The 23,009-nt window shown below is 41.2% G+C and carries 13 protein-coding genes; 9 read left to right on the top strand and 4 right to left on the bottom strand.

Annotated features, from left to right (window positions below):
* Positions 1-28 precede the first annotated feature (28 nt).
* Positions 29-3,235: a glycoside hydrolase family 15 protein gene (locus V7K60_RS29825; protein ID WP_334931054.1), complete on the bottom strand. Its 3,207-nt coding sequence runs from the start codon at positions 3,233-3,235 to the stop codon at positions 29-31.
* A gap of 597 nt (positions 3,236-3,832) precedes the next feature.
* Between V7K60_RS29825 and V7K60_RS29830 the strand changes: the two genes are divergently transcribed.
* The 8 genes from V7K60_RS29830 to V7K60_RS29865 all read left to right on the top strand — a co-directional run bounded on the left by V7K60_RS29830 (position 3,833) and on the right by V7K60_RS29865 (position 18,313).
* Positions 3,833-5,440, top strand: coding sequence for a hypothetical protein (locus tag V7K60_RS29830; protein ID WP_334931056.1), 1,608 nt, complete (start codon positions 3,833-3,835; stop codon positions 5,438-5,440).
* A gap of 27 nt (positions 5,441-5,467) precedes the next feature.
* On the top strand, positions 5,468-6,781 hold the full coding sequence (locus V7K60_RS29835; RefSeq protein ID WP_334931058.1) for a hypothetical protein: 1,314 nt from the start codon (positions 5,468-5,470) through the stop codon (positions 6,779-6,781).
* Positions 6,774-9,266, top strand: a complete 2,493-nt coding sequence (locus tag V7K60_RS29840; protein WP_334931060.1) for a DEAD/DEAH box helicase — start codon at positions 6,774-6,776, stop codon at positions 9,264-9,266. Before V7K60_RS29835 ends, V7K60_RS29840 begins: the two co-directional genes overlap by 8 nt.
* A gap of 36 nt (positions 9,267-9,302) precedes the next feature.
* Positions 9,303-12,467: a helicase C-terminal domain-containing protein gene (locus V7K60_RS29845; RefSeq protein ID WP_334931062.1), complete on the top strand. Its 3,165-nt coding sequence runs from the start codon at positions 9,303-9,305 to the stop codon at positions 12,465-12,467.
* A 1,187-nt stretch (positions 12,468-13,654) separates the two neighbouring features.
* Positions 13,655-14,776 carry a glycosyltransferase gene (locus tag V7K60_RS29850; RefSeq protein WP_334931064.1) on the top strand — a complete coding sequence of 374 codons (1,122 nt, stop codon included), beginning with the start codon at positions 13,655-13,657 and terminating at the stop codon, positions 14,774-14,776.
* Positions 14,777-15,209: 433 nt separating this feature from the next.
* Positions 15,210-16,562: a magnesium transporter gene (gene mgtE, locus V7K60_RS29855; protein ID WP_334931065.1), complete on the top strand. Its 1,353-nt coding sequence runs from the start codon at positions 15,210-15,212 to the stop codon at positions 16,560-16,562.
* 103 nt (positions 16,563-16,665) lie between these two features.
* Positions 16,666-17,700, top strand: a complete 1,035-nt coding sequence (locus tag V7K60_RS29860; protein WP_334931067.1) for an aspartate carbamoyltransferase catalytic subunit — start codon at positions 16,666-16,668, stop codon at positions 17,698-17,700.
* A 172-nt stretch (positions 17,701-17,872) separates the two neighbouring features.
* Positions 17,873-18,313: a pentapeptide repeat-containing protein gene (locus V7K60_RS29865; protein ID WP_334931069.1), complete on the top strand. Its 441-nt coding sequence runs from the start codon at positions 17,873-17,875 to the stop codon at positions 18,311-18,313.
* A gap of 70 nt (positions 18,314-18,383) precedes the next feature.
* Here the strand turns inward: V7K60_RS29865 and V7K60_RS29870 are convergent, their stop codons facing one another.
* Together V7K60_RS29870 and V7K60_RS29875 are read right to left on the bottom strand one after the other, a co-directional pair.
* Positions 18,384-19,724 carry a TldD/PmbA family protein gene (locus tag V7K60_RS29870; RefSeq protein WP_334931071.1) on the bottom strand — a complete coding sequence of 447 codons (1,341 nt, stop codon included), beginning with the start codon at positions 19,722-19,724 and terminating at the stop codon, positions 18,384-18,386.
* 150 nt (positions 19,725-19,874) lie between these two features.
* Positions 19,875-21,347 (bottom strand): TldD/PmbA family protein, encoded by a 1,473-nt coding sequence (locus tag V7K60_RS29875; protein ID WP_334931073.1) that lies wholly within the window; start codon positions 21,345-21,347, stop codon positions 19,875-19,877.
* A 180-nt stretch (positions 21,348-21,527) separates the two neighbouring features.
* Between V7K60_RS29875 and V7K60_RS29880 the strand changes: the two genes are divergently transcribed.
* Positions 21,528-21,809 carry a hypothetical protein gene (locus V7K60_RS29880; RefSeq protein WP_334931075.1) on the top strand — a complete coding sequence of 94 codons (282 nt, stop codon included), beginning with the start codon at positions 21,528-21,530 and terminating at the stop codon, positions 21,807-21,809.
* Positions 21,810-22,150: 341 nt separating this feature from the next.
* Here the strand turns inward: V7K60_RS29880 and V7K60_RS29885 are convergent, their stop codons facing one another.
* Positions 22,151-22,975, bottom strand: coding sequence for a glycosyltransferase family 2 protein (locus tag V7K60_RS29885; RefSeq protein ID WP_334931077.1), 825 nt, complete (start codon positions 22,973-22,975; stop codon positions 22,151-22,153).
* Between the last annotated feature and the right edge of the window lie 34 nt (positions 22,976-23,009).

A 23,009-nucleotide genomic window follows, 5' to 3' on the forward strand; every position in this document is an offset into this window, starting at 1 on the left:
CCCGCAACGCGCTGCCTCCCCTCTGCGTTTAAAAATCTTTCACAAATTCCGTCAAGAACCTGAAAGCCTTCAAAATATAACTAGCACAATCTCTAGGAGAAGTATTGTAAAACGATCGCCACGCACTAGCCTTATCTTCATCATAGCGATCGCTACGTTGACTATGATTCTCTAACCATGCCAATCGCACTGCATGACCAATTAACACATCCAAAACGATATATTCTTCAATTTGCAGCTTAGGATTATTGGCTGCGATCGCTCCTAATTCAATTAATGCTTCAATATTAACTTGTCGGTATTCTGGAGCTTCGATTTTATTCAGCAAATGCTCAACTAACAGAGCAAAATTTCTTTCACCTGCGGTCATTTCCGACAACATTATCTCACTATCTAAACGATTGCGCCGCTCTAATTTATCGCCAATTACTAGACCCTTGCAATGTTGCATTAATAGCCAAACTTGTTTAAAAAATTCTTTTGGTACACGCCCCGTTGCACCATCGGCTTGGCGAAACCGCCGCCAACCTCCAGGCGGAACTTCTATCCCTTCGGCGATTCCTGGTAGCACCACCCAAGCAATATCACTTTCTTTTTGCTTGACGTGCAGTGATTCTTGCTGGCGTAACAGGTTACTCATGCCAGTATATCCAGTTAATACCTGACGCAAGCGCACTTTAACTTCAAAGGGTGAAAGTTGCATTAAGTGATCGTAAGCTTCATCTTGAGTGAGATGCAATTCCCGCGCTAGTTCGCTGGTGATCAATAAGATGAGATAGCCGACTCTCAGTGTTAATAGTCCTTGGAATAGTCCGGGTTCTGAGCGAATTAAGATGCCAAGATAGATTAAAATTTCTTGTGTTAGGACGCGATCGCGTATATCTTCACGACAAAAATGATTAATTTTATCGGCAATTTCATCGTGGGACATGGGTACGGTAATTAAAGACGCCTCACTGTAAGCTTTACCCACAGCAATTTGCTTACCCCTTACCAAAATACTTGTCACTGCATCTGATAGGCTGATATCAACCATTTGGCGTAACCCCGCAGCCCGACGCACTACTGCCCAAATGCCTAAATCTCCAGCTTTGGTGTAAACTTCATCTAGTAAATCGCCTACTGTGACAGGATATCCTGGGCCGCCATATCCCGTATCAAATTGCATTCCCTGCAAGCGAGTTAAAGTTTGCAGTAACTCAATTTGTTCGTAAATATTCTCTGATGAGCGCAAATGAGAAAGTAATAACCCAAAGTTGGTTTCACACTCCATTTGAAATTCTTGGGTATGCCCTAAGCGCCAGTTTTTCTCAGGATGATAAGCTAAATAATAGCAACGTGGGCTAGCATTTTTCACAGGCGATCGCGAGAATTCTGTATTGGGAAGAAAATCAATTCTTTGGATTCCGGCTGTTAGCATTAGCTGATTTAGCCGCCCTAATTTCACCCGTACACCGTTACAAACACCATCTTTCAGTTCTTGCATCAGTTCTAGTAATGCCTCAGAACCACTTTCTAACATAGTGTGCGTTAACATTAAAGTCAGAGTAGGACGCCCTAAATCGCTCCAATATTTTTGAATATAAGCTAGTTCGCTTCTAATTTGATCCAGCAAAAAATGGTAATCAAGGGTTAGATAAAACTGTTGAGAGTCTGAGAATGAAGGCAAAAACACAATTGTTTCACCACGAATCCGAAATATTCTAGATGTTGTCAAACTCCGCAGTCGCCGCACTGGACGCCCAGTTAAACCAAGTTTATCATTACGTCCAATTTGAGTATAAATAGCTGAAAATTCTCCAGCTTTTCTCACTTGAATTGGTTCTACTTGGGCGGGTGTTTGTGCTTCAATTCCGTGAACTTCTAGTTTCGTTTGTAAATCTTCATCTTCTGCTAATAAAGCAATTTGTACCAATGCTTCGCGCTGTTTGCCCACACACAAATGTCTTCCTAATGGGTCGATATCACCAACTGCCAGTAAACCTTCACTCAACATTTGACTGAGAAAATATAAACTTTGTGCCCACACCAAAGGAATATTTTCATTGGGCAAACGTGGTTGCGTTTGAGGTGCTAACTTTTCTGCCTCTATATTTTCTGCAGGAACATAATAAAGTTCTGGCAATAAACGCAACCCATCTTGTTCTATGAGTAATGATTCTAAAAGATTTTGGTATTTTTTAACTTGTTCTTGTTCGCCACGAAATAATCCATCTAAAACTAAATAAGTGAAAAATAACGGCCATTCGCATTCAATATGCTCAAATTGCTTGAGTTCCCACGGTTCGTAGTGCAAGCGCTGATGATCTTCTAAAACGGTTTGGTGTCCATCACGCAGAAAGCGTTTGCAGCCGTATTTACCAGCAAGTTTATTGATAATATCGTTTAAAGTGCGATCGCGTAACTCCAAATCTTCCACTGCAAAGGCAGGATAACTAATAATACTTAACAGCGCCGCATCAATTTCTTTGGAACCAGATTCTCTCGGTAATAAGGATTCTAAAGTAATCCGGGCGCGGGCGATTTCATCTGGTAGCACATGAATCACCGATGCTTGACTACCACGCACACCAAACAAATCCAGTCCATTGATAGCTTCTAAAGCAGCTTTTGCCATGCCTACAGAACTGGCATTTAACTCAGCACTACCACGATTAATTTTATTCCCACGTTCCCAAATGCCGTAATCTGGTGTGCGGTAAGCTCGTCCAATATAGTAAACTAAATTTTGGACGAAATTCACTTCATCAATCGTATAAATTATTTGCAATCCGGCTGCCGTCATTTGCGCCAATATCAGCAAAAATATAGATGTAGCATCAAGTTGCAAATGTCCCCATTCATTATCACCAACAACAATGTCACCAGTCGCGGTATTATATTTGGCGTGCAGTCCATCTAGTAGCGACTGAGTATGTTTAAATGTCTCTACTTTATAAGCCTGTCGCATCATCGCAAAGAGCAACCCGCGCATCAGTTTGATGACACTGTGTTCTAGTTCATAGGTGCGTCCTTCATCGTCGTCAATCTTGCGGTATGAAAGTCCTAAACCCCAAACTGCCAAAATGCTGTAAACGTTGTCTCGCACCCAGGCATCTGTATAATCGCCGTGGGCTGTAATCGCTGTACTCGCAGGTAGTAAACCAGTAATTGGATTCTGTCGAGCCAGGATGATCGTTTTGATTTGCTGGTAGTAATAGTCCAGGCGAGATAGCAATTTGGTAGATGTTTTCATGGTTTGGTTCAGAACTACTTGCAGAATTCAACCCTGTGACTGTGAAGTGAATTACCTAAACCAAGCCAGAATAAGCTCTGTAATGGTTGATGGGACAACAGCTGAGGGTGGTGTGAGCTTATTATTATCTCTTGTTAATAGTCCTGTGGGTACTTAATTTTAGCGATCGCAAACGAAAATACGGTATTTGTTCAAATCTTCATGAACATGAGTAAAATTTTATACTTTTATTTTCAGCTTTTTAAGGCATAACGAATTCTTTTTGTTGATAATTTAACTTAGATAGACGACTAGTACTTTCAGTTAAATTACGTATGCATTGGTAACTATTATAGCTCTATAATAATTTTTAAGTTGGAAATAAAATATTTGATTGAGTGGCGAAGCAAACAGCAAGCCCTCGTCAATGATTGCCTGTGTTATAAAACATCATTTCCAATTAAATTTTTAAGTGCCTACTTACATTATAAAAATTATTACCAATCATGGTGATTTAACGAGCGCTTGCACTAAACCCGAATGGCGAATTATACAGATTGGAATCAGGCTTGAATTGATTATTTTATCAAGGGTACACCACACGGTACAAAAATTTATTTGAGTGTTGATGAAGATGTCATAGAACGTATTGGTTATCATTTTGGACAATCATCTACAAATGCTACTTGGGTTGATAACTTCTGCACAGCAGTGAGAAGAAAAGTCATCTTTGAAGGACAGGTTAATTTGCAGCATTTAAAAGGGCGTGATTCGCAAGGATTACCCAAAGGAGTTGCTTTTTTATGCGCTACAATTTTAGCCGCTTCACAAATGGCTCAAGAAGAAAAAATATCAGAAACTAATTATTTCAAACGCTTACGAGAGATTTTAGGCTTGCCTGGTTTTGCTCGTCCATTGGGGATGAAATTTGGTAATGAAGCTGAAGAACCCCTATGGCGAGAGTGGAATCGCTGGCTAATGGAAGATAGATTTTTACCTTCAGCACAACGAGGTGGTGGTGCAGCTACTTATATTAATTATCCAATTTCTCAATCCTTACTGCGTCGCACTGATAAAAACAGATTGCGAAAATTATTCCAAGAGAAGCAATGGCAAGCAGAATGGGATGCCCAAACTTTGTTTGCTCATGTTCGACGAGAAGCAGGGGGATTTGGCATCCATTTAAAAGATTTACTCACGGAAAATAAGCAACGCCATGAGGCGATTGTGGAAGCTTTGCATCAAGTTTATGAACAGTGGAAAGCTCAAGGATGTCCTACGGCAGACAAGAATAATTATTGCTCTTGGAGTCGTCATCTTTTCTGTGGTTTATATCGCGCTGAACATCCTTTGTTAGGTCAGGTAGATTATTCTCTTTACCCCAAGCAGCAGCGAGGACGCAGCCTAGAATCAGTAGAGGTTAAACAGGAAGATAATACTCATTTATTAAGAGAAGAACGCCCTGGATGGTATTTTCCTTTAGAGTATTTAGTCAGTCAGAAGGAGTTAGAAAATGGTGCTAAATATCAAATTGCTTCTCCAGATAATTTAGATTACCTAATTTTACCTGCTCGTGACTTTTGGATACTAATTCCCGACCCGGAAAATCCTGATTCTGGAGCTTATGCTTCTTGGCAAGCCCCATCATTAGGTACTCAGTTTATTCTCTTATGTAAACAAGAATTACTCAGTGATATTCAACGCTTGCGAGATGAAAATTTACTAAAATCGAGTTTGACAACTCAACCGATATTTAATAATTCTGGATGGGTAGAACTTCAGCAGTGCATGGTTGTTTCTCAAGCTTGGGATGGAGTCTTCATCAAAAATCAAACTCTTAAGTATGCTTTGCAACCAAGTGTAAAATTATCAATCAGTTTGTCTGGGGGCTTACGCGTGCCCAAAATTGGCGCTTGGCTTGTGAATCATAGCCCACAAATTACTATTTTTGGCTTCTTTTCAACCGCAGAATTAAAAGTAACTCGATTATCAGATAATCAGACAATTCTGGATAGTTTACAAAGTACAAATACTTCTATAACGCTTGATTTTGCTCATCCTGGCGATTACCTAATTGAGGCGACTTTTGCAGGTGAATCTAGTCAGCGTTTGGTCAAGATTGTAGATTGGAATTATCTGGACATAGAAAAATGTGTGCATCGGGAAGTAATACCAATTAATTCTGCATATCATATTTTTGGCAGTGTAATTCAGCAAAGTTGTTAAATTATTTAAAGTTATCAGGGTTGTATCATGCCACCAGTACAAAGATGGTATACAGGATTTTCTTATCGCGGAAATCCACAAGACCTCATCAAGCAAATTTCAGAACAAGTGCAGCGTCATAATCTTACTAAATTAGTGCCGCTTTTACGAGTAGAAAAGGGTATAAAATCTCGAACGCCTTTTTATTTCTTCTTAGCAATTGAAAGTCACCAAGTCGGTGAATTGCCTACAGAATTGCAAGCAAGTCTACTAAAGTTATCGTTTTTCCAATGTCCAATTAAAAATAGTCGGGGCTTCACTTATGAACAGATAAAACCTATGGTTGGTGTAGCTCACGATGTTTATGATTATACCAGCCCTATTCCTTATCAACCAAGACAAAATATCAGTACTGATAACCCTTTTGAACTGACAGAATTACACTCTATTAATCATTTTGATGCTGATTGGGTGAAACCTTCCCAAAATAGCGATCGCTTCCTATACTGGTTATCAACCCTCGGCAATGGTAGCTGGGAATCCTTTCAAAAAAGCTGCAATGCACTCCAACTTCAGGAACCTAAACGCATCTTACGACGGTTACGCTTATTAGGACATCTTGAATCTTCACTAGACGGTTCCAAATGGTCGGCGGCTCCTTCAAGTATTGTTAAAATTAACTCGCACACTTCCGATTTTATACTGTGTGGTCAACGCAGTATCAGCTTACTCAAACGATTAGAAGAATATGGTATTGTAGTATCTATTACTCCCCAACCGAAAGGGGAAGCACCACCTTGCATTCAATTGGCGGTGAATAACTCTGATGCGATCGCAAATAATTTTCCAATCATCAATGCGGGTGAAGTATCCACACGACTTGCCCAAATTCTACCTGATATCTCCACTTGGCAGCAAAATCTGAGGAAGATGCCGGGAATTGTGCCGAGTCGGTGGGAATGGAAGCACTTTGACGGTGATGATTTTAAAATCTGCGGTATTCCTCACGAAACAGGGATGTATCAGATGTGTGATGAAAACCGAAACCTTTGCTACACCCTTTTCTACAACCAAAACACTAACACTTGGCATCAAGGCGATTGGTATGGTTTGCGCTTTCTAGCTTTGTATTATCATGGTGCATCTTGCCAAGCTCATTACAATTTTGCTACAAAGTGTTTGGCAATACCAGTAAAACAGCGCTGGCCGGAACTATATGAACGTGCTTTGGTGCTGGCATCTGGACAACTACCAACATATCAGGGCAACTGGCTGCTGTATCAAAATGTGAGTGGGGAAGTTGCCCATCAATTGAGTCAAAAGCTAAATGTTAAATATGAAGAGGCTTTAATTTGTGCATGACGTAGTTGGAGCGTATCAACGACTTAACCATATCTATCAGCTGTATATTAAAAGTGCCTTTCCACTACGTTATCGCTCTTTAGCCGCAGAACGCGATCGCCTTTTGCAACAACCAGGTATTTTAAGCCAACCACCTTTAATTGAACCAGTTCCGATTTACCCTTCATCTGGGAGAGACTTACAAACTGCTGCCAAACAACTGCCTGAAAAATACCATGATTTGGCACAACTGGGAAAAATGCTATTTGAAGGGGGAATCGAACTTTATCAACACCAGTGGGAAAGTTTAGAGTCAGTTTTAATCAACCAAAAAGATTTAGTTGTTACCACTGGTACAGGTTCCGGTAAAACTGAGTGCTTTTTATTGCCACTACTCGCCCATTTAGCATGGGAATCCAGCACTTGGGAGGCAAGTGCGCCTCCACCGAGTAATCATTGCTGGTGGGATGTTCAAAGCGATCGCATCTCTCAATGGAAACACGTTAATCGCCCCAAAGCCATGCGAGGTTTAATACTCTATCCCCTCAACGCTTTGGTAGAAGACCAATTGCGACGACTCAGAAAAGCCCTGGAAGCGCCAGAAATCCACGATTGGCTGGATAAAGAACGCGGCACAAACCGGATTACCTTTGGGCGTTACACTGGACAAACCCCGATTCCGGGTGAACCAACACCTGATAAAATTAAACGACTGCGAAACGAATTAGATGACTGTGCCAAGCAGCAACAAAATTTACTTCAGGCGAATTTATCTTTAAATCCCGATTTACCTTACTACTTTCCCCGACTTGATGGTGGCGAAATGTGGTCACGTTGGGATATGCAAGATACTCCACCAGATATTTTAATTACTAACTACTCCATGCTCAACATTATGATGATGCGGAGCATTGAAAACGATATTTTTGATATAACTCGTGACTGGCTGGCAGAACCAAATCATCCAGAACGGCAATTTTTCCTGATTATTGACGAATTACACGCCTATCGTGGCACTCCGGGAACGGAAGTTGCCTATATTTTACGCTTGCTTTTTTCTCGGTTGGGTTTAACACCAGATTCGCCAAAGCTGCGGATAGTCACGACTACAGCAAGTTTGGATGATAACCCAGAAGGAAGAAAATTCCTGCGCGAATTTTTTGGACGTGATGACAAACAGTTTGCTTTCATCACTGGACAACAACAACAGCCAAAAGCCAACGCGAGAAAATCTCTGGTTAAATATGAAAGCGCCTTTGCAGAGTTTGCCCAGTCAGTGCAGCCCGATCCATTACAATCGATGACACAGCCAGATCCAACGGCAAACACTGGGGCTATGTCTACCTTGGCTAGCAAGTTGGGATACTCCAAATCTGGAATTAGTGAAGAAAAGCAACTCGGTGAAGCTTTAGCGATTGTTGGGGCTGGTGAAGCTTTGCGCGATGCTTGTCAAGAAGTTGATCGCGTTGTTCGCCAAACTAATCAGCCGTCGGTTCGGGCGGCGAAAGTCAAAGATCCCAATAAACAAAAACACCAAACAGATTTAGATAACGAACTTTTCCCCAACGCTGCGGCTAGTAATTTGGTATCCGACTCCATGCGGGGACTACTGTTAGCATTAGGGATGTCAAAATTGAGTAACGGGCGATCGCCCCAACCTGTGCGCGGACATTTATTTTTCCACAACTTGCAAAGCCTATGGGCTTGCCGTAACCCTAGTTGCACCCAAGTTGATCAAATTCAGCGACAAAGCGATCAACCAACCACTGGTGCTATCCATGCTAACCATCGCCTCAGCTGCGGTTGTGGTTCCCGCGTTCTCGATTTAATTGTCTGCGAAGTCTGTGGCGATGTCTTTTTAGGAGGATACAAAAGTACTCGCAAGCTAATTAACCAGACAGTAGATATCCTCACGCCAGATCAGCCGAACTTAGAAGGTATACCCGATTTGGTCGTCATGAATCAACGTTACGGCAACTATCGGGTATTTTGGCCATTACCGGGAGAAACACCAGCCTGGACTACACAACCTCAAGTTTTAGAATGGACTGTTGATCGGATAAAACGCCAGTGGGTGAAAGCAAAGTTAGACAAACAAACAGGCGTACTTATCCAGAATGCCACATCGCCGAAAACTGATGAGATTCCAGGGTGGCTGTATCAGGTAAAGGGAGATGATTTAGATCAACCAGCACTACCAACAAAGTGTCCCCGGTGTGATGCTGACTACGGTAAACGAGACAAATTTCCGACTCCTTTACGTATCCACCGCACTGGCTTTCAAAAGGCTTGTCAAGTTATTGCTAGTGGACTGTTACGAGAAATGCCAGCACCGTTTCAAAAGGGGTTGAGTAGTTCTCGTAAGTTGGTAATATTTTCTGATAGTCGCCAAGATGCAGCTAAACTGGCTGCGGGAATGGAACTTGACCATTACCGCGATATGGTGCGCCTACTACTAATCCAGTCCTTTTATCAATATTGGGATGACCTGATAGCCTTTTTGTAGATTACTGCTGCTAATAACCCAGCCAGTCTAGTAAAATTGCAGACTTTAAACGCTAATTTTTATAGTGCTGTTGCCCAAGTAGCAGATGATATGACTCGGCGCGATCGCTTTGCTAATGCTAATCCTACCTTAGTTACAGAGGCGCTTTTCTGGGTGATGGGTTTACCCGCTAATAATCAACAGGCGAGTAGTGCATGGCTAGGTTTACTCAAACGCTACCCCGAACGCATTCCTTTGTTGGAATTACGGCAAAAAGTTAGAGATGCTTTATTAGAGTGTGGTATTTGTCCCGGCGGTTCGAGTTTCCGCGCCTTGAATTACTCAATTGGACAAAATCAGAGTCAGCAACGGTATTCTTGGTTTGAATGCTACAACTGGTCTGATAATTCGGTGACGAGAATTTTTCCAGCTACACAAACTCAGGCTGACCATGCCACCCGACTGGAAGATATGCTCACTGCTGAACTAATGAATCCATTGTTTGATCACATGGTACGCACAATGGAGGGTTTTGGGCAAGGGTGGGTCAGCTATCAACCGCTAGAAAATACACCATCTAAAATAATTCAAGCTACTGATGCAGTAATCAGACAATTGGGCATCCGTCGCCGACACCAGTATTCTAAGTTTTTTTACCCTGGAACAGATCACAACTTACCTGGCTTTGCCCAAAAGTACATTGAGTCTACAGGTTTAAAACCTCAAGATATACAACAGCAATTACTCAACTCACAGGCTGGAATTGCCGCTAGTGGTAGTTTATCACTAGATCCAAATAAACTTTATTTAATGCTACCGTCGGTCAAAAATCAAGGATATCGGTGCGATCGCTGCAATGCTTTCTATCTGCATCCTGCTGCTGGCTTATGTCCTGAATGTAATAGCCGTAGTCATACCAACAAAAATCCTCAACAACTTAGTACTGGAATCCCAACTGGTGACTTCGATTACTATACCTATCTTTCCTTAGAAGGTCAGCCCTTCCGCATGAACGCCGCCGAGTTAACTGGACAAACCGACCGAGATCAACGTACCAAACGCCAACGCTGGTTTCAAGATATTTTTATCAATAACGAAATTTCCCGCGTCCAAGGTATCGACCTTTTAAGCGTCACAACTACAATGGAGGCAGGTGTTGATATCGGTGCGCTGTTGGCAGTGATGATGGCAAATATGCCACCCCGTCGCTTCAACTATCAACAGCGAGTTGGTCGGGCCGGTAGACGTTCTGCTGGAGTTGCCTTAGCTGTTACCTTCTGTCGCGGTAGAAACCACGATGATTTTTACTTCCAACGCCCGGAAAGTATTACAGGCGATCCGCCACCGCCGCCCTATGTTGATATGACAAGCGTTCCCATTTTTAGGCGGGTTCTGATCAAGGAAGTTTTACGCCAAGCCTTTAGCGATTTAGGTATGAGTGCTGTTAATGGAGGTGACAATGTACATGGAGAATTTGGTAGTGTAATTGATTGGAAAAATTACAAACTAGATATCCAAGATTGGTTACATGACCCCAAGAATGAGCCAGCCATAATCACTATATTAGATAGCTTGCGAGTGCAGACAGCTTTACCCAACGCCAGCAATGCCGAGATGTTGAATTTCCTACGCGATGATTTAATCTCAGAAATTCAAACAGTTGTGGAAGATGATACTTACACCCAAGATAAATTGAGTGAACGTCTAGCAAATGCTGGGTTATTGCCGATGTTTGGCTTTCCAACGCGGGTGCGATCGCTTTATACCCGCTTTCCCACACACGCCAACCAATGGCCACCAACGGAGGGAGTAGTCGATCGCAATCTAGATATTGCCCTCAGCCAATTTGCCCCTTGTTCCCAAACGGTGAAAGATAAAGCTGTGCATACAGCCTGTGGTGTAGTCGAATTATATCCCCAAGGTAAGAATATAGAATCGAAACCAGGACTTGTACCAGCCCTCACCCAAGAGAATAAATCTTTAGGACTTTGTGCTAACTGTCAAGCGGTTATTTATCCATACAAATTGTTAAAAAAACCACATCCGGGATATCAGGAACCGCCAAAAGATATCTGTCCAGTGTGCGGGGTAGATGCTTTGCGTTGTCTAGATACTAGAGAACCCAAGGGATTTTTTACTAACTTGCAACCAGAAGACTTTGATGGACAATTTGAGTGGCAACCAAACGCAACCAGACCATCTTTAAGTGTTAATGCTGACGTAGGCAATATACAGCGTATCCTTAACGCTTCCGTGTCTGCATTTAATGACCACATAATTTCTGTGAATGACAACGGTGGCAATGGTGGATTTGACTTTGAAAATGCCTTAATTTATGGTAAGCCCAAACCTGGAGCTTATGCAGTTTCTTCAGATAAGAATAACTCAGTAACTACTTATGGTTCTGCCTATCGGGTGGCGTTGTTATCGCGGCGGAAGACAGATATTTTGTTGGTAAATATTGAGGAATGGCCTACTGGTGTTTTTGCTGATCCAACCACAGTTATCGGACGTGCAGCTTGGTATTCCTTTGCATTTTGGTTGCGGGTAGCAGCTGCCACCCAATTAGATGTGGATGCAATGGAGTTGCAGGCTGGGTTCCGATCGCTAGAGCAAAATAAATCTGTGATCGGGCAGGCTTTTTTATGCGATCATCTAGAAAATGGGGCAGGATATTGCCGATTTCTGGAAAAACCAAAAGAATTTAAAAAATTGATGGATTTGGCGAATCCCAATATTCTTAATAGCATTGTCAGCAAGTGGATAAATCAGCCACATGGAAACGCCTGTGATACATCATGCAACTTATGTTTGCGAGATTATCAAAACCTTGCTTATCACGGGTTATTAGACTGGCGACTGGCTTTAGATATGGCGCAATTAGTGTTATCAGCTTCATCTAGAATTGATCTCAAATCTCCTTGGGGCAGTATTCCAAATCCTTGGAGTGAATTATATCAAGGGATGAATGCACCAATTCCCGCTACACTTCAACGCCTTGGTTACGGCTTACCTACTCAGTTCGGAACTCTCACTGGCTACGTACACCAAAATCATAACCGTCAGACAATCCTGATTTTACGGCATCCTCTGTGGCAAGATAACCATCCTGAGTGGATTGCATCAGAAGCGATCGCCAAAGCTCAAACACCTTACCACGACTATAAGGTGAAATCTGCTAACCCATTTCTGATTCTTCGTCGTCCAGGTGACTACGCATGAAGTTGCTTGATACCAAATACTACTTGTATAGATGTAGTAATACTCCAGGCTAGCTAGCAATTTGGTAGATGTTTTCATGATTTGATTCATAACTACTTGCAGAATTCAACCCCTTAAAGGAGTGGGTTTCTTGCACTTGGGCTATGGGGAATGGGAGATTGAGATAGCATTCCGTACCATATGATATACGGAAACGTTAATCGCCTCTGGAAATATCGATCTCTGCGTGGGTGGAAAAATCCCTCCAAGTAAGTCGAGTCTTAGAAAGAGGAACTCTCAAGAGTGGTCTTGGGAATGCAATGTTGATTCGGTGTACTAAATCATATCGTGTCCGGTTAAAAACTTATCATTAGGATCGCAGAGGTGAAGGCTTTTTGGGCTTTGTGCATAGATTCGGGAATTATAACTAATTAGCCAGACATAATATCAGTGGCGGGATGATGTCAAAAAATCAAGAGTGCCTAACTCCGAAAGATGAGCTTATGCTAGTCTAAACTAAATCACTACTCCGAGGTTATGCTTATGCTGGTATAAAATAAATCATTTTTATAAAAGTATTTATTAAATAAATATAATTTTAATGTAAATATGTTTTAAAATTGATGTGTTTGTGTTAGATATTCAGCAAATAATTACAGTAAACAAAGGGAGGCTATCCTCAACCCAATCAAGTTTGATAAAAAATAGGGCTTATGCACTGTACAAATAAATCATCTTGTGCATTCACATAAGTACCTTGGTTCAGCCTTTTACAAACCATATTTTGTTAGGGCTAGCAAAAATCTAGCTAGAAGCCTTGAAAAGCATAGTTGCTATTTTGGCTTATCTGTTAATGCGTAAGTCAGAAAAAATTAATCGGTTTGTTTACATAATAAATATCCTAGTTTGCTTTATTACACCCTAAGATATTTACTAAATAATAGTTTCAAGAAAATTATTATTTCACTTACTAACATAAATAATTAAATAATTAAAGCCTTGATTTAGACTAGTATTGGCTTGAAAAAACTAAAAATTGGTATTGTTATTGCTGTTCTGAATAAATTAGGTGTTTACCATTTTATACAATATAGCAGCAGATAGAACCAAGGGTGTAAATGTATGTATTACGAACTTAAAAGTTTTTTACCCAATATCTCGTTCATTTTTTGGGAAGATAAATATTAATCTTAAATAGGAGTAATACAATGAAAACAGTTGGGATGTATCGTCGAGCTTATCCGAGAGTATCAGAAACTTTTATTGGAGAGCAAGCCCATAATTTACAAATATACAAACCGTTATTTCTTACTTGTAAACTATTAGAAGAAATTCCTTTTGACAATATTGCTGTTAGTAATAATGATCAATGGAAAATTAAGCAATTATTTCATATAATTACTGCCTCACCAAATATGTTTGGAAAAGAGGCTGAACTAAAAAATCTAAAATTAATTCACGGACATTTTGGCCCAGATGGTATTTACGCAATGCGATTGGCAGAAAAGTTAAATATTCCTTTCATCGTTACATTTTACGGTTTTGATATTACAGTTTCACGTTTATCTATGTGGCTGTCAGGTAATCCGGCATTTTATCAATTTCTTTTGCATGAAGAAGAATTAAAACAAAAAGCATCTAAATTTATCGCTTTTTCTAGTTTTTTGTATAAAAAAATGATTGAATATGGTTATCCTGAAGATAAAATTATTAGACTAAATAGTGGTATAGATTTAGAAAAGTTTGCCCCAGCGAGTGAATCAAAAGATGAAAGATATATTTTATGTGTAGGCAGACATACTGAAAAAAAAGGAATTGATACCCTATTAAAAGCCTTTTCCCGGATTGCCAGTAAGCATCCAGATGTGTCAATTATCCAAATTGGAAGTGGCACAATGACTGAAAAATTCAAAACTATAGCAGATGAGCTTGGTATTAGTAATAGAGTAAATTTTATGGGGGCAAAACCTTATGAAGTGATTCAAAAAACTATGAGAAATGCAGAAATATTTTCTCTACCTAGTCAAACAGCAAAGAACGGTGATAGCGAAGGTTTACCGCTTTCAATATTGGAAGCCGCCGCTTCTGGTTTACCAATAGCTTCTACTTGGCATAGCGCTATCCCTGATGCTATTTTAGATGGAGAAACTGGCTTTTTAGTTGATGAAAAAGACGATCAAGCTCTCGCAGAAAAATTAAATATTCTTTTGTCTGACAGGGCTTTAGCTAAAAGTATGGGTAAAAAAGGACGAGAGTTTATTTGCGAAAATTTTGATATTCGCAAGCAAACTGCCAAGCTAGAAGCTATTTATGATTTAGTAATTAGTTAACGACACTCAAGTAAGAGTATCTCAATTTAGATTACTGAACTTCAAGCATTTGTTAATATGCAGAATCCTAATCCCTGGTTTGGAGACAACTCTCCTTTTTTTTAGCCATCCGTATGGTTATTTATTAGCGCTCGCCAGTTCTCACAGATTATATCAGTGGAAAAACTTACTAGGATTACAGAATAATTCCTCAAAAATTAGGGTAACAAGCTAAAAAGTGTATATAAAGCTACTAAAAATATAAAAACTTCTCAGTATCTACCGGAGAGTGCTATTCCGGGTTAGGATGATGACTAGCAGTGCTTTGATTTAGCTATCGATATTGAATTGTTGAAATTTTATGGACCATAGTCCACAAGATGGCAGTATCAACCTCCTCTGAGCTGTGGCGAGGAAGTCTCCCAGCGCGGGGGAGACTTAGGAGATATATATTATGCTCACAGAAGATATTCGTGATTTGTTAAGTGATACTACCGATTTAAACCAGTTGAAATGGGATTTAAATCGCTTGCAGCCTGTGGATGTGGGAGAATACATTACACAATTGCCTGAACAACAACGGGCGATCGCATTCCGTTTACTCAACAAAGGTCAGGCAATTAATGTATTTGAATATCTGCCGACAGAGGTACAGGAAGAACTAATTAATTCTCTGCATGATGTCCAGGTGGTGCACCTTGTAGAAGAGATGAGTCCTGACGAACGGGCAGAATTGTTTGATGAACTACCTGCTGGGGTAATCAAACGGCTATTGCAAGAACTGAGTCCAGAACAAAGGCAAGCAACAGCAACGATTCTCGGCTATCCTGAAGGTACTGCTGGACGGGTGATGACAACCGAATATGTCCGGTTGCGCCAAGGATTGACTGTAGGCGAAGCCTTGAGCAAAATCCGCCGTCAGGACGAAGACAAGGAGTCGATTTACTATGCATACGTTACTGATGACAACCGGACGCTGGTAAGAGTAGTTTCACTACGTCAATTGCTGTTTACCTTTCCCGATGTTTTCATTAAAGATATTGCTAGCGATCGCGTCATCAAAGTTAGAACTGAAACTCCTCAAGAAGAAGTGGCGCGAATTATGCAGCGTTACGACTTAATCGCGATCCCCGTTGTCGATCGAGAAGACCGATTGGTTGGCATTGTCACCATTGATGATGTCATGGATATTTTGGAAGAGGAAGCCACAGAAGATATTCAAAAACTGGCGGGTGTGAGTGGTGATGAAGCTGCTTTATCGTCTCCCTTACTCACCATCCGTAACCGCTTGCCTTGGCTGTTGGGTATCATGGCAATGTATATTGGTGCAGCCAGTGCGATCGCCCCTTTTCAACCTGTAATTGCCGCAGTGCCAGTTCTGGCAGTAATCATGCCGATTTTTTCTAACACTGGTGGTACTGTCGGTATTCAATCATTAACGGTGACAATCCGCGGCTTGGGAGTGGGAGAGGTAACACCCAAAGATACCTTAAAAATTCTCCGCAAGGAACTTTTAGCTGGCTTAGGTACAGCTCTCGCTTTAGCCACAACCATGATCCTACTTTCCTTAATTTGGGCGCGACCCCAAGAGCGATGGGTGGCTTTAATTGCCGGAATGGTAATGGCAACTAATACAATTGTGGCTGTTACACTCGGCACTTTACTGCCAATGGGTTTGACACGGCTGAAGCTTGACCCTGCTTTGGTTAGTGGCCCGTTAGTGACTACAATGCTAGATACAATTGGGTTTTTAACGTTCCTCAGCCTAATTTCTTTAGCTTTAAACATTTTCCATTTACCAACATGAAGGAAATGGGCATTGGGTATAGGGTATTGGGCATGTGGCATTGGGTTATTTCCCTTGTCCCCTTCCCCTTGTCTCCTTGTCCCCTTGTCCCTCCCCAAATTTTATGCCTACTACTAGCTGGAATCGTCATCACATTCTTTCTCTAGCTGACTTCACTACCATTGAATACGATACAGTTTTGCAAACTGCGGCCAGTTTTCAAGAGGTGCTATCACGGCGGACAAAGAAAGTACCAACCTTGCAGGGACAAGTGGTGGCGAATTTATTTTTTGAATCGTCTACCCGCACTCGCAGCAGTTTTGAACTCGCAGCCAAACGCTTAAGTGCGGATACGCTGAACTTCGCCGCTGCCACGTCTTCTATGACTAAGGGAGAAACAATTCTCGACACGGCGAAAACCTATTTGGCTATGGGAACTGATATTATGGTAGTCCGCCATCGAGAGGCAGGAGTACCGAATGCGATCGCGGCTGAAATGGATCGTCTAGGTGTACGAGTTAGCGTCCTCAATGCTGGTGATGGTCAACATGAGCATCCTTCCCAAGCACTGCTAGATTTATTTACCATAACTACTCTAATTGACCCAGATCACCCGCGACTGGAACTTTTAAAGGGGAAAAAGATTGCCATTGTTGGGGATATTCTCCATTCTCGCGTGGCGCGATCGAATATTTGGAGTTTAATTGCCAGTGGTGCCGAAGTGCATCTGGCAGCACCACCCACCCTTTTACCTAAATTCTTTGCTGAGTTTATCTTGGAGGAAGTAGAAGGTAGGAGTCAGGAGTTAGAAGTCAGGAGTTATTCCCCTAATCCCCAACTTTTTTTACATTGGCAGCTAGAACCAGCTTTGCAAAATGCCGATTTTGTCATGACTTTGCGCCTGCAAAAAGAACGGATGACGGCTCATTTGCTGCCAAGTTTGCGAGAATATCATCAACTGTTTGGCATTACGCTCACAAAACTGCAACTTTGTAAACCTAACGTTAAAGTTTTGCATCCCGGTCCAGTCAACCGTGGTGTTGAAATTAGTTCTGAATTGATGGATGACCCAGAGTTTAGTCTCATTCAATCACAAGTTACTAGCGGTGTCGCTGTTCGGATGGCACTCTTGTACCTATTAGGTAGCGGCAAGGCTTAATATAATTTCAGTTGGAGATTTACTCCTATCGGACTACCTAACGGAAGAATACCTAGTCTCATCGAACTTATATATTCTTCCGATCGAATGAGGACAGAATTCTGTAATCTTGGCACACTGGTATCGTAGAAGTTCAGAATTCAATGACTTCTAGAAGTGTCCGAGGTAAATTATGAAACGAATTTTTTTGACGGCAGCAGCCTTACTCAGCACGCTATCCTTAGCTGCTCCCATTCCCGTCAAAGCAGAAAATTCCACCCCTGTCCGCCGCTTGTTAGAAACTAGAGAATGTTCGGGATGCAATCTAGCAGGAGCTAACCTCAAAGGTGCTCATCTAATCGGTGTTGACTTGAGAAATGCAAATTTAAAAGGAGCTAATCTCCAAGGTGCTAACTTAGAAGGTGCAGATTTAACTGGAGCTAATTTAAAGTCTGCTAATCTCACACAAGCATTCGTTAGCGATACGATGTTAAATAATGCCAATCTTACCAACGTTAATTTGAGTAATTCTCGTTTATATAATAGTGACGTAGATGGCGCTGTTTTAGCTGGTGTTGATTTAAGCGGTGCTCATGTATTTAATACTGCCATTAGCATTGGCGGTGAATACTAATGGTGAGTCATGATTTCAAAGTGATGAGTTAAGAGTTATATTCAACTCTTAACTCTATACTGACTAATTTTTATTCACCGGTGATTGATAGTTCATTAACCCAGATTTTCGGGCAAACTCCACCTGGCGTCAACTCTGGCTCTTTCTCTACATAAATAATTGACTTCAAGAGTTCCAAGAAATCGCCAGCAACAGTTGCTGACTCAATACTCGTCCTTACTCCCTTATTAACTAGCCAACCATCAAACGGCAAAGAAAAAGAACCTTGCAAGGATTTAACTCCAGCATGGAGAGCTTGTAAATCATCGATAAAAATCACATTTTCAGCAGTTTCTAAGCTCAACTCCTGCTCAGAAGTTTCTGGTGAAAATACGTGATAAAAATTCGGACTTACGCTGACTTTTGCACCAATACTAGCATTACCTGTTGGCTGGGCATTTAACCTTTTAGCAGTGCCTGCACTGTGTAGAAAGCTTGTTAAAACGCCATTTTCAATTAACGAGATTTGACGAGTGGGGGTTCCTTCGCCATCGAAAGTTTCTGCACCTACGTTAGCTGGGTGAAGTGCATCATCAACAACTGAAAGCAGAGGAGAAGCTATTTGCTTACCTAAATCATCAGGAGTAGATAGACTTTGATTGTCTAAAATACTTTGGGCATTGAACAAGTTAGAAAAAGCGCCCAACAGACTTAAGAAAGCTTCCGCAGAGAAAACAACTCGATATTTACCAGTTTTAATTTTTTCATAATTTAAGTGACTGATAGTTTTATCGGCGGTTTCTTTAATGCAACCATTAATATCTAAATTATCTAAATTTTGGTTGATTCTAAAAGCGCCTGCACTGCGCGGCTTTTTGCCATCCTCCTCAGTTTTGCTGTATAGATAAACTGATGACAAAGAGTGAGATTCAGTTCTCACTGCACCGTCGCTATTGAGATAAAATCTGTCAATATCTCTTTGTGACAAACCGTTATAAGGTACGCCTTTAATTGCTGGATGAGCTGCTAGTAATTCTTTTTCAGCTACCAACAATTTTTCTATGAGTTCAGCAACAGGTGCTTGGGATGCTTTAGCCTGAGGTTTACTTGAAATCGGAGTAGTAGCCTCTGGACTAAAATCAGGAACATTTTCTTTAACACCAAAGAAACTGGCTTCGTAGGCAGTTTTCAAAGCTAATTCTAGTCCCTTGGGGTCTACATCTGTGGTGCTGGTGACACCCATTGTATTCTCTTCATTCCAGACACGAACAGTAACACCAGAGCGGTTTGAAGCTTTGACCTGTTTTGGCTCACCTTGGTCTACTTGCACGCTAGTGTCATCAATTGTTGAACCATAAATGTCGAATTTCTTAATGCCAAGCTTATCAGCATTGTCCTTGGCAGAATTTGCAATTTCATTGATATTCGGCATAGTCAATTTTGGATTTTGGATTTTCTCGCTCCCTGCTTCAGACTGGGAGTGTAATAATGGAGGGCTTAATACCTCTTAGATATAAATAAGTGGCAGAGCCACGAAGAAGGCGTTTCCAGGTAGAACCTGGAAGTTGACGAGTGAATAAGGTTATCGTCCCCCGACAGTAATAGAATCAACCTTGATATGAGGTTGTCCGACTGTGGTGTAAATACTGCCACTGACTGAGCCACAAAAACCTGGTGCAATTTCCAAATCTTGAGAACACATGGAAATTTTATTCATAATTTCCTTGGCTTCACCGATGAGAATCGCTCCTTTTAGTGGTTTGGTGATTTTGCCATTTTCAATTAAATAAGCTTCATCAACACCAAAGTTAAATTGACCTGTAGCACCAACGCTACCACCACCCATCTTTTTACAATAAATACCTTTATCAACGGAGGCAAATAATTCATCATTGCCATATTCGCCAGAATCGATGTAAGTATTACGCATCCGGCTAGCAGCGGCATAGGTATAATTTTGGCGGCGTCCACTTCCAGTTCTGGGGTGTCCGGTGCGTGCAGAACCTGTTCTATCTGCTAAGAAGTTTTTCAAAACACCTTTTTCAATTAAGAGGGTTCTTTGAGCAGGCATACCTTCGTCATCCATGTCAATAGTCCCGAAGGCATTTTCAGAGCGCCCTTCATCCCAGGCTGTCAAACTTTCGTGGGCAATTTTTTCGCCTTTTTTGTCAGCAAAGGGAGTGGTATTGCGTTCAATTTGAGTGGTTTCGAGCAGGTGTCCGCAAGCTTCGTGGAAGATTACGCCGCCAAAGTGATTGGCCATAATGATGGGATAAGTACCCGATTCCACGTAATCTGCGTAGAGCATTTTTCCAGCCGATTCTGCTATTTTCTCGGCGGCTTGTTGAGAATCCCAGGTTCTTAGGAAGTTAGCATCGCTAGTGTTACCCGCGCGATCGCCAATTGAGGTACGATTAGCACCATCAGCACACAACAAGTTAAATCCTACTGACTGCGTAAGGCGAATATCACGCGCAAAAGTCCCGTCACTGGCGGCGATTAAAACTTCTTGCCAATCCCGGAAATAGCTAGCACGGCGCGATTGGACGTGGCTAGCTTTTTGATTCAGGTGGGCAGTACCATCTAGGAGGATTTCTCCCATTTCTCGGATGGAGCTACACATCGGTAGCCATGCATCTTTACCTCTTTTGGTGGCGTAATCTCTGAGTAATTCTAGGTTGATTTCTGGAATGAAAGCCTTAGCAGTGGGTAATTGTAATCCCAAGATAGAAAGACCTTTTTCTAAGGCTGCTTTCAAACCGGAAAACGAAAGGTCATTAGTGCTAACGTAGCAGTCAGCTTTGCCGCGAAATACTCTGACTCCCGCGCCTGTAGACAGACTGGGTGAAATACTCGTTATCGCGTCATCTTCTGCAAGAGAACTAATATAGTTGCGACGCTCTAAAAATAATTCGATGAAGTCAGCACCAGCGGCGCGTCCTAGTCCCAGAAGGGTAGCCAGGGGGGCTTCCCAGGTTTCATCGAAACGCTCTGGTGTGGAGGAATATTGGAGAGTAGGAAGTTGATTCGAGAGAAGTAGCGTACTTGTAAGCATGGGTAGCCTCGTCTGCTGGCGTAGTTCAGAGATTTGACTGAAAAATCCTAGTGTGTTCAGTCTAACAAATGAGTGAAAGCCACAGTTGGCAGTTATGCAGTAGGGGTTTCCTCACTGCACTTGGACTTTAGCTTCTACGCCTAGATAAAAGTCAGGATAAGAAGAAATATCTTAGAAGTAATGCACTTGAGGGAGCGATCGCTTAAACAATTTAATACACCAAATGCAGATAATTTGCGTAACCTTTTGTTTCAATATACTGGCTATGACCCTATCAATAATTGGGTTTGGTCAAAAAGAAGCATGAATGCACTCGCCACTCGACAGATGCTAAACGATATTCTGCAAGTCAGACACAGTTTTGCTCATGGTTTTCCAATTCCAGCATTTTCTTGGACACAAACACCAACTGGAAAAGTTCGGCTTACTGCTAAAGCTATTAAGGATGTTGATGCCTTGTGACAATATCTTGTCACTGTTACTGACCTTGATATCAAGCAAAATATTCAAATTATCTATAGCATAGTTGTGCCCTGGTAATCAATGAATAGAATGCTTAGAGAATCAGTTGCAATACTGAATGTAATATTTTTCATACATAATTATAAGACAGTTTAAGACTGTCTTATAATTTCTGAAACTATAGAAAGGAAGATCCACCTAGATATATTAGTAAAAGCAACAATTTCATTAAACAAACTTCTTTTTGATTTTTACCTTGCCCATCCCTTTAATTCCAGCGTTGATAAATTAGTATTTTCCCATCCAGTTAATTCTTAGTGAAAACCTATTTCTTATCAGGTTTATTTACGATTTGCCATTTTCAGTGGAATTCTGACTGTTTCTTGCTCTTTTAAAGTCTGACCTAAATTGGAATTTGGCTCTGTTGATGCTAGATTCTTAAACAAGAGCTTCAGTGTTCGAGTAATAGTTTTAATAATTTTCATTTTGCTAGCAGTCGGCTTTTGATCATATCTCAAAACCATTGGAATTTCTACGATTTTTGGTTTGAGGGCTTTGGCTTTCAGCAGTAAATCTATCATACAAGCAAATCCACTTTCAGTGAATAGATTGTCCCCATAATACATATCCAGTTTACTGAGGAAAGTACGGTTATAGAGTCTGTAACCACAAGTGTAGTCTTTTACGCCTGGTACACGGGCTGCAATTCTGAAAAGCCAGCTGGCTCCGTAGCTCATCAGCTCTCTAAATTTTGATAAGCCTATGACTTTAGAACCTTTTCGATATCTAGACGCGATCGCAATATCATAGCTACCAGCTATCATAGTGTCATACATTTTTATTAACAGTTCTGGTGGTTGAGTATTGTCGCAATCCATCGCCGCTAAAAAATCACCTTCCTTGGAAATTTCTAAGAAAGTCGTGAAACCTGTTTTAATTGCTTGACCTAAACCAGCATTTTTGGGATGTTGAACTAATTTCAGTAATATACCCAGTGATTGAGATTCTTCTAAAGCAGTCTGAGCAGTTTTATCACTACTGCCATCATCGACAAGAATCAGTTCTATCTCTATATTAAAGATTTGCTGCAATGTTTGAAACTTTTTAAACAAGGGTCGAATTGATTCTTGCTCGTTATATGCGGGTAAAAGTACAAAAAGACTCATAAAGGCCTCGTGTTATTTTTAAAATAAAATGTGA

The sequence above is a fragment of the Nostoc sp. genome, from assembly GCF_036917555.1.
Classification (GTDB): domain Bacteria; phylum Cyanobacteriota; class Cyanobacteriia; order Cyanobacteriales; family Nostocaceae; genus Nostoc.

Excerpts from the sequence above, each read along its gene's own strand:
- V7K60_RS29860 (WP_334931067.1), top strand. The coding sequence starts at position 16,666 with ATGCCTACTACTAGCTGGAATCGTCATCACATTCTTTCTCTAGCTGAC.
- V7K60_RS29885 (WP_334931077.1), bottom strand. The coding sequence starts at position 22,975 with ATGAGTCTTTTTGTACTTTTACCCGCATATAACGAGCAAGAATCAATT.
- V7K60_RS29870 (WP_334931071.1), bottom strand. The coding sequence starts at position 19,724 with ATGCCGAATATCAATGAAATTGCAAATTCTGCCAAGGACAATGCTGAT.
- V7K60_RS29850 (WP_334931064.1), top strand. The coding sequence starts at position 13,655 with ATGAAAACAGTTGGGATGTATCGTCGAGCTTATCCGAGAGTATCAGAA.
- V7K60_RS29880 (WP_334931075.1), top strand. The coding sequence starts at position 21,528 with ATGCACTTGAGGGAGCGATCGCTTAAACAATTTAATACACCAAATGCA.
- V7K60_RS29875 (WP_334931073.1), bottom strand. The coding sequence starts at position 21,347 with ATGCTTACAAGTACGCTACTTCTCTCGAATCAACTTCCTACTCTCCAA.
- V7K60_RS29825 (WP_334931054.1), bottom strand. The coding sequence starts at position 3,235 with ATGAAAACATCTACCAAATTGCTATCTCGCCTGGACTATTACTACCAG.
- V7K60_RS29865 (WP_334931069.1), top strand. The coding sequence starts at position 17,873 with ATGAAACGAATTTTTTTGACGGCAGCAGCCTTACTCAGCACGCTATCC.
- mgtE (WP_334931065.1), top strand. The coding sequence starts at position 15,210 with ATGCTCACAGAAGATATTCGTGATTTGTTAAGTGATACTACCGATTTA.
- V7K60_RS29835 (WP_334931058.1), top strand. The coding sequence starts at position 5,468 with ATGCCACCAGTACAAAGATGGTATACAGGATTTTCTTATCGCGGAAAT.